Genomic DNA, 13,861 nt, shown 5'->3' on the forward strand with positions numbered 1-13,861 from the left:
GCCGCAAAGGGAGACATGACCCATGCAGATGGCTCAAATCGGCGATCTTCGCCTGCACTACAGCGTCACGGGACCGGAAAACGGCACGCCCGTGGTCTTTGCCAACTCGCTGGGAACGGATTTCCGGCTGTGGGACGAGGTGCTGCCGCATTTGCCTGCGGGCCTGCGCATCCTGCGCTACGACAAGCGCGGGCACGGGCTGTCGGACGCCCCGGAAGGCCCCTACAGCATGGGCGCGCTGATCACGGATGTCGAACGGCTGATGGATCACACAGGCTTTTCCAACGCGATCTTCGTCGGCCTGTCCATCGGCGGCATGATCGCTCAGGGCCTTGCGGCCAAGCGGCTGGACCTGGTGCGCGCAATGGTCCTGTCGAACACCGCCGCCAAGATCGGCACCCGCGACATGTGGGCCGACCGGATCGCCGCCGTGGAAACCGGCGGGTTGGAGAGCATCACCGGCCCGACGATGGACCGCTGGTTCTCCAGGCCCTTCCATGAGACCGAAGAGTTCCCCGGCTGGCGCAACATGTTCCTGCGTACGCCGCCTCAGGGCTGGACCGGCTGCGCGGCAGCCATCGCAGGCACGGATTTCCTGTCGTCGACCAGCGGCTTGCGTCTGCCCACATTGGCGATCGCCGGGTCCGAGGACGGGTCGACCCCGCCCGACCTGGTGTTCGAAACCGCCGACCTGATCCCCGGCGCGCAAAAGGAACTGATCCGTGGCGCGGGCCACCTGCCCTGTGTCGAGAAACCGGAGGAATACGCCGCCCTCCTGACCGCCTTCCTCAGGGCGCAGGGCGCGGCGGGCTGACATGGCGCGCTTTCTGCTGATCCACGGCGCCTCGCACGGGGCCTGGTGCTGGCGCGACGTGGTGCCCGCGCTGGAGGCCCACGGGCACGAGGTCATCGCCATCGACCTGCCCTCGCATGGCGACGACAGGACACCGGTGGCTGAGGTGACGCTTGACCTCTACGCGAAAACGATCATCCGCCACCTGACCACGCCGACGATCCTTGTCGGCCATTCGATGGCCGGTTTCCCGATCACCCGCGCCGCCGAACTGGCGCCAGAGATGATCTCGCGCCTGGTCTATGTCTGCGCGCACACACCCTGGCCCGGCAAGACCATGTCCGAAATGCGCTTTCTCGGCGCCACACAACCGCTGGTCGCCGCCATTCGCGTCTCTGACGACGGACTGTCGCACACATTCGACCCGGACATGGCGCCAGACCTCTTCTACCAGGATTGCCCGCCAGAGGCGGTGGCCTATGCCCTGCCGCGCCTCACCCCGCAGGCCCAGGCCCCCGGCAAGACCGTGGTCGCACTGACCGCCAATTCGCAGGACAAGCCGCGCAGCTATATCCTCTGCCGCAAGGACGGCGCGATCCCGCCCGACCTGCAGGAACAGCTCGCCGCCCGTTTCGCGCCCGGCGAGGTCTACGAACTGGACAGTGGCCATTCGCCCTTTTTCTCGATGCCCGGACGGCTGGCCGACCTGCTCGACCGGATCGCCGCCAAGACCCCCTGACAGGACAGCCCATGCCCGCAACGCCCTTTGACAGCGCCCACCTGCACCGCCTCTTTCCCACCGGAGAAACCGCGCGCCTGTTTTCCGACAGCGCCGAGATTCGCGCCATGATGCTGGTCGAGGCGGCGCTGGCCCAGGCGCAGGCGGCCCAAGGTGTGATCCCCGAAACCGCCGCCGCCGCGATCCAGCGCGCCAGCCTGGAATGCCAGATCGACCCGGCCCAGCTGGCCGAAGCCACGGGCCAGAACGGCGTCACCACCCCCGCCTTCGTCGCCGCCTTTCGCGCGGCGATGAACGCGCCGGAACATGCGCAATACCTGCATTGGGGCGCCACCTCGCAGGACATCCAGGACACCGGGTTGATGCTGCGCCTGCGCCAGGCCCTGGCCCAGCAGGAGGACCGCCTGCGCGCCACGCTGACCGCGCTTGCCCGTCTGGCCAGCGATCACGCGGAAACCCCGATGGCCGCGCGCACCTATGGCCAGCACGCGACGCCTACCAGTTTCGGCGCCCAGGCCGCCGCCTGGGGCTGGCCGCTGATCGAGGCGCTGGAGGCCCTGCCCGCCCTGCGCACCCGCGCCCTGCGCGTCTCCTTGTCCGGGGCGGCCGGCACCGCCTCGGCCCTAGGCCCCGACCCCGCCGCCCTGCGCGCGGAAATGGCGGAAAAGCTGGGCCTGCAAGACCCCGGCCATAGCTGGCACAGCGACCGCACCCCGCTCTTGACGATTGCCGACTGGTTTACCCGCACGGCACTCGCCGCCGGCAAACTGGGAGAGGACCTGGTGCTTGCCACCCAAAGCGGCATCGCCGAGATCCGTCTTGGCGGCTCTGGCGCTTCCTCGACCATGCCGCAGAAACAGAACCCGGTGGCCCCCTCCGCCCTGATCGCGCTGGCGCGCCATGCACAGGGGTTGAACGCCACGCTGCAAGGCGCAGCCCTGCACCGGCAGCAACGCGACGGCGCGGCATGGTTCACCGAATGGCTCTGCCTGCCGCAACTCGTTCTGTCGGCCTCTGCCGCCGCGACGCAGGCGCAGGCATTGGCAGAAAGCCTGACCCCGGATGCCCATGCGATGAGGGCAACGCTGGACGCCACCGGCGGGCTGCTCATGGCCGAGGCGCTGTCCTTTGCACTTGCCCGAACCATGCCCCGGCCAGAGGCACAGGCCGCCTCCAAGACGCTCTGCACACAGGCCCGCGACAGTGGTCAGCCGCTGGAACAGATCGCCCGCGCCGCGCACCCCGACCTGTCTGCAGACCTGTTCGACCCCGTCCACCAGATGGGCGCCGCACCGGACGAGGCCCGCGCCTTTGCCGCCAGAGTCGCCAGCCTGGCAAGCTGACCCGACCTGCCGTCACGTCACGCAATGCAAGCGACACCGCCAATGTCGCTTTCGGAACAGCGGCCCGCTTGTCTGCCCGCGCACCCTGCCCGGAAGACACCGGGGAGGAACCCATGACACGCATCCGCGCGGCGGTCTGCACCGCCTTCGACGCGCCCCTGCAGATCGAGGACCTCGACCTCCGCGCCCCCGGCGCCGGAGAGATCGAGGTCACGCTAGAGGCCGTTGCAATCTGCCATTCCGACATTTCCTATGCCACCGGCGCCTGGGGCGGCACACTGCCGGCGGTCTATGGCCACGAGGCAGCGGGACGTATCACCGCCCTGGGCGAGGGCATCAGCGGATTGCAGACCGGCGACCGTGTCGTCGTCACGCTGATCCGGGCCTGCGGCACTTGCCCCACCTGCGCCTCTGGCCGCCCGACCATCTGCATCGGCGATCGTGACAGCGCGCCGGTCCTGACCCGGCCCGACGGCACAGAGGTGGTGCAGGCCATGTTCTGCGGCGCCTTTGCCGAAAAGGTCGTTGTCGATCAAAGCCAGGTTGTCACCCTGCCCGATGACATGCCGCCCGAAGCCGTCTGCCTGCTGGCCTGCGGCGTGATCACCGGCATCGGCGCGGTCATCAACGCCGGCAAGATGCGCCCGGGCGACGATGTGGTCGTGATCGGGGCCGGCGGCGTGGGCCTGAACGCGATCCAGGGCGCGCGCATCGGGGGCGCCCGCCGCATCGTCGCCGTCGACATGAGCGAGGAGAAACTGAACATCGCCCGAGATTTCGGCGCCACCGACGGCATCCTCGCCACCCGGAACAACCCTTGGGAGGCCGCCCATGCCGCGCTGGGCCGGGGCGCCGATGTGGTCGCCGTGACCGTGGGTGCGATCCCCGCCTACGAACAGGCCATGCGCTACCTGGGTTGGGGCGGGCGTATGGTGATGATCGGCATGCCGCACACCGGCGCGATGGCCACCTATGAACCGGTGGTTCCTGCCTTCATGGGCCAGCAAATGATCGGCTCGAAAATGGGCGACGTGGTGATCCAGCGCGATATCCCCTGGATGGCCGATCTCTACCGTCAGGGGCGCCTCAAGCTTGACGAGCTGGTCTCGGGCCGCTGGCGCCTCGACCAGATCAACGAGGCCATCGCCGACACGATGACCGGCGGCGCGCGCCGCAACGTGATCCTCTTCGACAGCCATTGACCGGGGCACCCCGCCCGCTGTTTCTTTGGGCAGGCAAATACTTCGGGGGAGCCGCAGGCGGGGGGCAGAGCCCCCCTCCCCCGCAACCGACAGGAACAGGCCATGAAACTCCGCGATCTCGACATCATCGTCACCGCGCCGCCCGCCCCCGGCTGGGGCGGGCGCTACTGGATCCTGGTCAAGCTGACGACGGATGACGGCATCACCGGCTGGGGCGAATGTTACGCCGCCTCGGTCGGACCGGACGCGATGCGCGCGGTGATCAGCGATGTCTTTGCCCGCTATTTCGAGGGTGAAAACCCCGAGAACATCGAACGCATGTTCCGCCGCACCTATTCTTCGGGCTTTACCCAGCGCCCGGACCTGACGGTGATGGGTGCCTTTTCAGGGCTGGAGATCGCCTGTTGGGATATCCTGGGAAAGGCGCGCGACCGGCCCGTCTGGGCGCTGATCGGCGGCATGATGAACGAAAGGGTGCGCGCCTATACCTATCTCTACCCGCTGCCGAGGCACCGGATGGACGACTTCTGGACCTCGCCCGACCTTGCCGCCGAGTCCGCCATCGACTGTGTCGAGCGCGGCTATACGGCTGTGAAGTTCGACCCGGCCGGCCCCTACACGATGCGCGGCGGACACCAGCCGGGCATGCGCGACATCGCCATGTCCGTCGCCTTCTGCAAGGCGATCCGCGAGGCGGTGGGCGACCGCGCCGACCTGCTGTTCGGCACGCACGGCCAGTTCACCACCGCGGGCGCCATAAGGCTGGGCCAGGCAATCGAGCCCTACCTGCCGCTCTGGTTCGAGGAACCGGTGCCGCCGGACAACCTGCTGGAATTCGCCGAGGTGGCGCGCGCGGTGCGCGTGCCCGTTGCCACCGGCGAACGCCTGACCACCCGTGCTGAATTCGCCACGCTCTTGCGCACTGGCGGGGCCAGGATCCTGCAACCGGCGCTTGGCCGCGCCGGCGGCATCTGGGAGATGCGCAAGCTGGCCGCGATGGCCGAAAGCTTCAACGCGGAAATGGCGCCGCATCTCTATGCCGGTCCCGTCGAATGGGCGGCCAACATCCAGCTTGCCGTCTCTGTCCCCAACCTGCTGCTGGCCGAAACCATCGAGACGCCCTTCCACGCGGCGCTCATCAAGAACACGGTAAAGCTTGACAACGGTTTCATCCCTGCGCCGACGGCCCCCGGGCTGGGCATCGAGGTAGACGAGGATCTGGCCCGCGCGCATCCCTATACCGGGGCCGATCTGCACCTGCAGATGCAGGATGCGCCCTGCGATTACGCACTTGGCAACGCATTCCAGGGGGGCGCGCCGCCCCTGACCGAATCATGATCTGGTCTTTCCCAAACGGCGGGCTATATTAACCCAGTCGAAAAAAGACGCGAGTCACATGGAAGACCAGACAAAACTGCCGCCTCCCCCGGAGGAGATGCAAACCAACGCCATGCACGCAGCCGCGTTTCTCAAGACGCTGGCACATGAAGGGCGCCTGATGATCCTTTGCCACCTCGGGTCAAGCGAGAAGTCCGTCGGTGAGCTGGAAGAGCTGCTGGGCATCCGCCAGGCAGCGGTCAGCCAGATGCTGGCCCGGCTGCGCGAAGAAGGTCTGGTGACAACCCGGCGCGACGGCAAGACGATTTACTACAGCCTGGCCAATGACAACACGAGTCGTGTGATCGGCCTGCTTTACGACATCTTCTGCGCACAGCCCGATGGCGGCTGCTGATCCCGGCTTTTCAGGCCCCGAGCTCTGCCGGTTGACGGCCTGCGAGGCGGTCGAGCTGCTGCAACGTGGTGAGGTCAGCCCGGGCGACCTGCTGGACGCCAGCCTTGCCCGCATCGAACAGACCTCTCCGGCGATCAACGCCCTCGTGACCCCCTGCCCCGAACGCGCCCGCGCGGCTGCGCAAGGCGCCGCACCCGTCAGCCTGCTGGCCGGGCTGCCGATCGGGATCAAGGACCTGACGCCCGTCGCCGGGGTGCGCACCACCTTCGGCACACCGGGCCTTGCGGATTTCGTGCCAGAAAGCTCGGACCCGATGGTCACGCGGCTTGAATCCCGCGGCGCCTTGGTGATCGGCAAGACGAACACGCCGGAAATGGGCGCCGGAGCGAACACCTTCAACCCGGTCTTCGGCGCCACCCGCAACCCCTGGAACACCACGATGAACGCGGGCGGCTCCTCCGGTGGGGCGGCTGCCGGTCTCGCGGCGGGTGAGGTCTGGCTCAGCCAGGGGTCGGACCTGGGCGGCAGCCTGCGGACGCCCGCCAGCTTTTGCGGCATCGTCGGACTGCGCCCCTCGCCCGGCATCGTCGCCAGCCCTGGCGGGGACGGGTTCAATCCCTTCGGCGTCGAAGGCCCGATGGCCCGCACGGTCGAGGACTGCGCGCTGTTCCTCGACGCGATGAGCGGCTTCGACCCGGTCTCGCCGATCTCCTTCCCGCCGACCGAAGGGGGCTACCTGGACAGTTGCCGCCGCGATCCCGGCCCGATCCGCATCGGCTTTGCGCCCGATCTTGGCCGGCTGGCCCCGGTCGAACCGGAAATGGCGCAGATCCTGGCCGCCGCGCTGACAAGGCTACAGGCTCCGGACGTGGAGATTGTCGAGGACACGCCCGACCTGCAGGCGATCGACAGCACCTTTCGCACCTTCCGCGCCTTGGGCATGTGGACCGGCTTTCGCGCCACGCCAGAGGCGATCACATCGCGCTACAAGCCCGCTCTGCAGGCGAACATCGCCCAAGGCGGCAAGCTGACGGTGGATCAGATCGCCGATGCCAACCTGGCGCGCGCGACGCTTTACGAAACGATGCGCCGGTACCTGGAAAGGATCGATGTGCTGGCCTGCCCGGTCACGGGCATCGGGCCCCTGCCGGTCGAGATCGAGTATCCGCCGGAGATCGCGGGTGTCGCCAGCACCGATTACCTCGACTGGCTTCGCTTTGCCTTCCTGGCGACGCTCTGCGGGCTGCCCGCCCTTTCGCTTCCGGTGGGCCGCGACGCGCGCGGGTTGCCGGTGGGCCTGCAGCTGATCGGCCCGCCACGGGGCGAAGCCCGGCTGTTGCAGATCGCCCGGCGGCTGGAACAGGCGACCGGCTTTGCCGCGACGCCCATCGACCCGGTCGTGACCCACACCGCGTGACTGTCAGACCACGGTCGCCGTGCCCTGCCCGGCCTTTTCCCAGGGCCGGGTAAAGCCGCCCAGCACCTGGCCGATCTGCGCCGCGTCGGCGCCGTTGGGGTCCACCTGCGCCACCAGCCCCCGGCTTTTGTCGTCGATGACCGCAACCACGCGCGCGGCACAGCCCGCCTCTTCCAGCGCGCCGTTGTAGACCCGGGTGATCGCATGCTTGCGCAGGTCGGGCTTGAACACCTTGCCGACGGCGGTCTTGGGCAATTCCGGCAGGATCGTCATGTGCTTGGGGTGGGCGGCGCGTTCGTGAACATGCACCCGCGCATGTTCCAGCAATTCCGCCTCCGTCACCTCGGCCCCGTCCACCAGCTCGACAAAGGCGCAGGGCAGTTCGCCCGAATGCGAATCCGGTTGACCGATGGCCCCGGCAAAGGCCACCGCCGGATGCGCCAGCAGCGCCTCCTCGATCTCGGCGGGGTCGATGTTGTGACCGCCGCGAATGATCAGGTCCTTGGCCCGCCCGGTGATCCACAGGTAGCCATCCGCATCCTTGCGGCCCAGGTCGCCGGTGCGCAGATGCGTGCCATAATGGAACAGATCGGCGTTCTTGGCCTCTTCGGTATAGGTCTTGCCGGCGTAGACTCCGGGGTTCGACACGCAGATCTCTCCAATCTCGTCGACGTCACATTCCACCGGCTCGCCATGCGCCAGTTTGATGATGCGCACATCCGTGTAGGGAAAGGGAATCCCGACCGATCCCACCTTCTTGGTCCCGTCTGGCGGGTTCACCGCCACCAGGCAGGTCGCCTCGGTCAGGCCATAGCCCTCGCAGACCGTGACGCCACAGGCGCTTTCGAACCGCTTGAACAGTTCCATCGGCATCGGGGCCGACCCGGAAAAGGCGGTCTTGATGCTGGTAATGTCGGCGTCCACCTTGCGCTGCATCAGCGCCGAAACCGCCGTGGGCACGGTGATGACAAATGTGGTTTTCCAGCGCTCGCAGAGCTTCCAGAAGTTGTCCATCACACCTTCGCCGCGATAGCCCGCGGGCGTCGGGAACACCACATGCGCGCCGGAAAAGACCATCGCCATCAGGATGACGTGGCAGGCAAAGACATGGAACAGCGGCAAGGGGCACATCACGCTGTCTTCTTCGGTAAAGAGCAGACGGTCCCCCAGCCAGCCGTTGTACAGCATCCCCTCGTAGGTGTGCTGCGCCACCTTGGGCATCCCCGTGGTGCCACCGGTGTGGAAATAGGCCGCGACCCGGTCGCCTGTGCTGTCGGCGAATTGAAGGGTCTTCGGCTGTTTCGCCATTTCCTTGCGGAAACACTTGACGTCGGCGTGATGGTTGCCCGGGTTCCTGGGCCGGACCAGCGGCACGATCCAGCTTTTGGGCGGGGTCAGATAGCGGTTCAGGTCAACTTCGAGAACCGTGTGCACATGCGGCGCATTGCGCACCGCCTCGGCCATTTTCTGCGCGACGTCGGTTTTCGGAAAGGCCTTGAGCGTGACCACCACCTTGGCATCCGTCTCGCGCAGGATGGCGGCGATCTGTTCGGGCTCCAGCAGCGGGTTGATCGGGTTCACGATCCCCGCCACGGCGCCGCCCAGCAGGGTCGATAGGGTCTCGGTACAATTCGGAAGCACATAGGCGACCACGTCGGTTTCGCCCACGCCAAGGCTGCGGAACAGGTTTGCGGCCTGCGCCGTCTGATCGCGCAGTTGCGACCAGCTGAGCGTTTCCGCCTTGTCCTGCGGACCGGAGAGCAACTGATAGCTGGTCGCGGGCCGGGCCGGAAAGCGGTCTGCGGTGCGCGACAACTGCCCCCAGAGAGTCGGAGGAATGTCCCTGTCCGACCAGGGCATCTCCGCCTCGATTGCGTTACGATCCTCCACGCCCGCGTAGGTCATCTCCGCCACTCCTCCCCAAAGTGTTTTCGTTGCCGCACAGTGTGTGAGCCTTTCACGCCCCGCGCAAGAGTGACCGACGCTGCGGCAGTCGCGCGATGACGCCGCGTTCCCGCACAAAGGTTAACAGATCGTTTGAATTGCCGAGATAATCCTGCAAGGCGCAGGCAGCTGCCGCTTTCCCGGGCAGTTGTTTTGGGGTTATCCTGCGCACATGGACCACCCGCTGATCGACCTCATCAATGCCCGCATCACAGCGGCGGAACGCGACGGCGCCTTTGACAACCTCGAAGGCGCGGGGCGGCCGCTGCCCCGCCACGATGATCCCGACGGCGCGGTCATGACCCGCATCCTCAAGGAAAACGGCGCCGTGCCAGAGGCCGTTTCGCTGACCCGCGATCTGGCCAACCTGCGCGAGACGCTGCGCGACACCGCCGACCGCGACGGTCGGGCCGCGCTGATCCGCGAAATCGCGCTGCTGGAAACCCGGTTGGAAATCGCCCGGCGGCGCGGCTGAGGCAAGCTCTTCCGCCGCCTCGCTCGGCATATCCGGGCTTGTTCCCCACCCGCCTTTTGGGCAAACCCATGTCCAGAGGTCACGGAGGCACGCATGGTATCGGTCAAGGAACAGTACGAGAGCTATCCCTACCCCGAGCGGCGCCCGGAGGATGAGAAAAAGCGGCTGATCACCGGGTCGCCCTCTCATCCGCTGGAAATCGACCACTACCTATTCGGCGGCCAGCGCGACTGGTCGCAACCGCTCAGGGTTCTGGTGGCCGGGGGCGGCACCGGCGACGCGCTGATCCAGATCGCCCAGATGATGACCAGCGCGCGTGCCCCCTATCAGATCACCTATGTCGATCTGTCCACCGCCTCGCGCGAAATCGCCGAGGCCCGGGCCAAGGCCCGTGGCCTGAGCGGTATCACCTTTGTCACCGGCAGCCTGCTGGACGCACCCGAGTTGGGGCAGTTCGACTACATCGACTGTTGCGGCGTGCTGCACCACCTGCCCGACCCGGACGCGGGCTTTGCCGCCCTGCGCGCCGCGGTGGCCCCGGGCGGCGGCATGGGTTTCATGGTCTATGCCCCCTATGGCCGCTCGGGCATCTACCAACTGCAAGAGGCCTTTGGCACGCTTTTCGACGGCATGGCCCCGCAGGCGCGACTGGCCAAGGCGAAAAAGATCGTGGGCAACCTGCACAAGGGGCACCCTTTTGCGGCCAACATCAACGTCACCGACCATGAACAGAGCGACGCGGGGTTCTACGACCTGCTGCTGCACGGTCAGGACACGCCGTTCGACATTCCCCGCCTGATGCAGACCCTGGACAAGACCGGCTGGAAGCTGCAGGCGCTGTTGCAACCCGGACTGTATGACCTGGCCCGCATCACCGAGCGCCCCAAGGGCATGGACGACGCGACCGCGATGGCCCTGGCCGAGAAGCTGCGCGGCACGATGAAAAAGCACCTGGGCTATCTCGTTCCCGCGGATGAGGACCGCCCCATCGCCCGCGGGTCGCGCCAGAGCCTGATCCCCCGCTCCCCCACCAGCGACATGCGCCGCCCGGCCCAGGCGATTGCCCAGGGCCGCCCGCTGCCGATCACGCTCAAGGAGGCGGATGTGCAGATCCGCCTGCCCCGAGACTGCGCGCCGCTGATGGCCGCCATCGACAACCGCCGCAGCATCGCCCAGATCCAGCAGGTCTCGAAACTCGACCCGCTGCGCTTTGCCGATCTCTGGGGCCGGCTGGAACGCGAGCTGACTGCCTGGGGGCTGCTGCACTACTCGCGCTTCGGGCTCTAGCGCGATGTGCGGGCGGTTCGCGGTCACCCTGCCCCCGGACGCGATGGCACAGCTGTTCGACGCGGTGCCCGCCAATGACCTGCCCGAGGTGCCCAATTACAACGTCTGCCCCACCAACGACATCCACGTGGTGATGGAGGACGCGGGCCGGCGGTTGGTCTCGATGCGCTGGGGGTTTCTGCCGCATTGGTACAAGGCGCCCAATGGCGGCCCGCTGCTGATCAATGCCCGGGCCGAGACCATCGCCGAGAAACCGGCCTTCAAGGCAGCCTGCCGGGACCGCCGCTGCCTGATCCCCTGCACCGGTTTTTACGAATGGACCAAGGACGAAGAGGGCAACCGTCTGCCTTGGTACATCCACCCGTCCGGAGATGGCCCGCTGGTCTTTGCCGGGGTCTGGCAGGACTGGGAACGCGACGGGCTGGCCTGTCGCACCTGCGCGATCGTCACCTGCGGCGCCAACTCCGCCATGTCGCAGATCCATCACCGGATGCCCGTGGTGCTGGACCCGCAGGACTGGGCCAAGTGGCTGGGCGAAGAGGGGCATGGCGCGGCCACCCTGATGCAGCCCGCGCCAGAGGACGCGCTGGATTTCTACCGGGTCGACCCGGCGGTGAATTCAAACCGCGCCAGCGGCCCCGAGTTGATCGAGCCAATCTGAGCGGCCGGCTCAGCCTAATCCGGCCGCCGCCAGCAGCGGCATGACTGTCAACGCCCAGCCGAGCCCCATGTCGTCCGCCGGTCCGCCATGATCCTCAGGGGGGTCTTCCGGGTCCGGCAGATCCGGGAACAGCCCGTCGCTCAACGGGTCCGGCCCGGCGTCGCCGCCGCCGGACGGGGCAAAACCCATAAGACGCAGCAATTCCTGCGCCGCTTCGCCGGGATCGGCGGCCGTCGGCCCGTCATGGCCCGCCGCCTCCTCCACCCCCTCGCCGCGCCCCGGGAACAGGAACCGCTGCGGGACACCGGAAAACAGATGCTCCACCTCCACCCGCCCCGTATCGGGCGCCGCAGCGAAGGATTTGTCCGGAAACCCGACACCCCAGGACGGACCCGGGGCCTCTGGCGTGTCTTCGGGTGTTGGCCCCTGGTCACGAAACGCCTCGAACCGGGTCCAATCCGCCCCCCAGTCGGACACCTCGGCAGCGGCTTCTGGATGGGGACCGCGGGCGGACTCGCCAAAACCCAGACCCAGAGACTGTTCCTCCGGAGCTTCTGGCGCGGGGGCATCCGCCGGCTCCGGCCCGGAGGGCCGCCCCCCCGGGTCGGGCAGGTCGGGCGAGGTATCGCCCATGTCGATCTGCTCGTCGTCCACAAGCACGTCATCGACAGGCTCCGCCCCCGGCGCGGTACTGTCGAAGACTGGCGCAAAGCCCGCTGTCGGGGTTACGTCGATCAGGCGGATCTGCAGGATTTCCCCTTCCGCCAGCACAACGTCCACCTCGCCGTCCTCCCAGACCTCTTCCGGTTCCAGCCGTTCAAGAACCGCGTCAGAGGCAGTGTCACCCGGCGCCTGTCCGGGCGCCACGCCGAGCACTACCGCCTGCACCGCGCCCACATCCGCGACAAGCGCGCTCAGGTCGACACCGCTTTGGACAAAACCGCCATCCTGCGGCGCCATGATGTAGAACAGCATGTCCGACCCATCGGCAAAGCCATGCACCTCCAGCCCTGCGCCTTCGAATTCCGTCTCGCGCGCATTGGCGGGGGTGAAATCCAGCATGGTCATGCCCGGGATGTTGGCCGACATCAGCGCGAACATCTCTCCCGGCGGGGTGCTGCCGGACCAGTCCTGCCCCAGGCCCAGCGCCGAGGGCGTATTCTGGATCAAGGGCCAGACCTGCGCGGCATCCACGCCTTCGGCCATGAAGGCCTCGACCTGCTCCAGCATTTCCTGCGCCTGGAACAGCCCGTAGTCCCGGTCGTCGACGAGGCTGTCCGAGTTCGATCGCAGGTTCCACTCGGTCACGTGGATTTCAAGGTCGGGGGTTTCCTCGAACCAGGTGTCCTGGATCTGGTCCAGCGCGAAATAGCGCGTGTGCGGCATGTCAGCGCCGCGCGAATAGACATGGGCAATCACCCCGTCGACAGCGGCCAGTTCCTGCGGATCGAATTGTTCGATCACCAGCAGGTTGTTGAACTCGGTCCAGTCGACGCCGCGCCCCGGCGGCAGATCCAGCCCGTAGGTCGCGTTCAGATCGGCGATGATTTCGGGATTGGACATGCCTTCATAGGCCTCGTCCAACGAGGAGTCGCCGAAGTTCGTGCCCATCTGGACCAGGATGTCGATATCTGCCGCGTCCGGATACAGCGGCACCAGCGCTTGCAGTTCGGAGTCGATGATGCGGGTCATCTCTGCCGCGACGCGCCCGTATTCGACCGCGTTCATCCGGCCCGAGCCCCAGTATTCATTGCCGATCTCAAAGCCAGCCACCGGCGCATCGCCGTATTCCCCGGTGACGACGTCGCGCACGAAACCGCGCAGTTCGGCCTCGTCCACATCGGCAAACCTGTCGCCATTGTCGTCGAACCGGGTCGAAACCTGTTCCCGCGTGGGCAGCACGATGGTCACGGCGCGGCCCGTCTCCTCGGCATAGGCCATCACATCCGAGAGCGGCATGAAATCCTGCCCTTCGCCGGTCTCGTTGTGCACCACCGTGGTGGCATCGGGGTTCGAGAGGTCAAAGTAGCTTTCGGTCAACGACCCGCCGGGATAGCGCACCCCGGTGACACCCAGCGCCTCGACCGCCTCGGCATAGCTGCCGGGGCCGGTCATGGGCGCGCGGGGGGCCAGGATGTTGCCGCCGAACAGCCAGGCGGTCTCCGCCTCGCCAGCGCTGGCAAGGGGCATGGGAAGGATGGGCATGGTCGCCTCTGCCTCTGGGAAATCGCGAGGTCAGATTGGCTCCGAAACGGAAACGAAGTGTCT

The 13,861-nt window shown here is 67.1% G+C and carries 12 protein-coding genes; 10 read left to right on the forward strand and 2 right to left on the reverse strand.

Annotated elements, in window-relative coordinates; genetic code table 11:
* The first annotated feature begins 22 nt into the window (after positions 1–22).
* The 7 genes from pcaD (at position 23) to KZZ07_RS09450 (ending at position 7,226) form a co-directional block, all read left to right on the forward strand.
* Entirely contained in the window at positions 23–814 is a 792-nt protein-coding gene (pcaD, locus tag KZZ07_RS09420) for a 3-oxoadipate enol-lactonase (protein ID WP_219513745.1), read from the forward strand.
* 1 nt (position 815) lies between these two features.
* Positions 816–1,532 (forward strand): alpha/beta fold hydrolase, encoded by a 717-nt coding sequence (locus tag KZZ07_RS09425; RefSeq protein ID WP_219513746.1) that lies wholly within the window; start codon positions 816–818, stop codon positions 1,530–1,532.
* 11 nt (positions 1,533–1,543) lie between these two features.
* Positions 1,544–2,875 carry a lyase family protein gene (locus KZZ07_RS09430; RefSeq protein ID WP_219513747.1) on the forward strand — a complete coding sequence of 444 codons (1,332 nt, stop codon included), beginning with the start codon at positions 1,544–1,546 and terminating at the stop codon, positions 2,873–2,875.
* Positions 2,876–2,988: 113 nt separating this feature from the next.
* Positions 2,989–4,077 (forward strand): Zn-dependent alcohol dehydrogenase, encoded by a 1,089-nt coding sequence (locus KZZ07_RS09435; protein ID WP_219513749.1) that lies wholly within the window; start codon positions 2,989–2,991, stop codon positions 4,075–4,077.
* 102 nt (positions 4,078–4,179) lie between these two features.
* On the forward strand, positions 4,180–5,415 hold the full coding sequence (locus KZZ07_RS09440; RefSeq protein ID WP_219513751.1) for a mandelate racemase/muconate lactonizing enzyme family protein: 1,236 nt from the start codon (positions 4,180–4,182) through the stop codon (positions 5,413–5,415).
* A 97-nt stretch (positions 5,416–5,512) separates the two neighbouring features.
* Positions 5,513–5,809 carry a metalloregulator ArsR/SmtB family transcription factor gene (locus KZZ07_RS09445; RefSeq protein ID WP_370631114.1) on the forward strand — a complete coding sequence of 99 codons (297 nt, stop codon included), beginning with the start codon at positions 5,513–5,515 and terminating at the stop codon, positions 5,807–5,809.
* The gene (locus KZZ07_RS09450; RefSeq protein ID WP_219513755.1) at positions 5,796–7,226 is read left to right on the forward strand and encodes an amidase; all 1,431 of its coding nucleotides are present in this window, start codon (positions 5,796–5,798) and stop codon (positions 7,224–7,226) included. Before KZZ07_RS09445 ends, KZZ07_RS09450 begins: the two co-directional genes overlap by 14 nt.
* Before the next feature lie 3 nt (positions 7,227–7,229).
* On the opposite strand, the gene KZZ07_RS09455 is transcribed toward KZZ07_RS09450, so the two are convergent.
* Positions 7,230–9,131, reverse strand: a complete 1,902-nt coding sequence (locus tag KZZ07_RS09455) for an acyl-CoA synthetase (RefSeq protein WP_219513757.1) — start codon at positions 9,129–9,131, stop codon at positions 7,230–7,232.
* Positions 9,132–9,342: 211 nt separating this feature from the next.
* On the opposite strand from KZZ07_RS09455, the gene KZZ07_RS09460 reads away from it, so the two are divergent.
* From KZZ07_RS09460 to KZZ07_RS09470, 3 genes are all read left to right on the forward strand, one after another.
* Complete coding sequence (locus tag KZZ07_RS09460) at positions 9,343–9,645, forward strand: DnaJ family domain-containing protein (protein ID WP_219513759.1); 303 nt, start codon at positions 9,343–9,345, stop codon at positions 9,643–9,645.
* A gap of 93 nt (positions 9,646–9,738) precedes the next feature.
* Entirely contained in the window at positions 9,739–10,932 is a 1,194-nt protein-coding gene (locus tag KZZ07_RS09465) for a class I SAM-dependent methyltransferase (RefSeq protein WP_219513760.1), read from the forward strand.
* Between the two features lie 4 nt (positions 10,933–10,936).
* The gene (locus KZZ07_RS09470) at positions 10,937–11,593 is read left to right on the forward strand and encodes an SOS response-associated peptidase (protein ID WP_219513761.1); all 657 of its coding nucleotides are present in this window, start codon (positions 10,937–10,939) and stop codon (positions 11,591–11,593) included.
* A 9-nt stretch (positions 11,594–11,602) separates the two neighbouring features.
* Here KZZ07_RS09470 and KZZ07_RS09475 read toward each other — a convergent pair whose 3' ends face one another.
* Entirely contained in the window at positions 11,603–13,798 is a 2,196-nt protein-coding gene (locus KZZ07_RS09475) for a type I secretion protein (protein ID WP_219513762.1), read from the reverse strand.
* Between the last annotated feature and the right edge of the window lie 63 nt (positions 13,799–13,861).

The sequence above is a fragment of the Mameliella sp. CS4 genome, assembly GCF_019392335.1.
Classification (GTDB): domain Bacteria; phylum Pseudomonadota; class Alphaproteobacteria; order Rhodobacterales; family Rhodobacteraceae; genus Antarctobacter.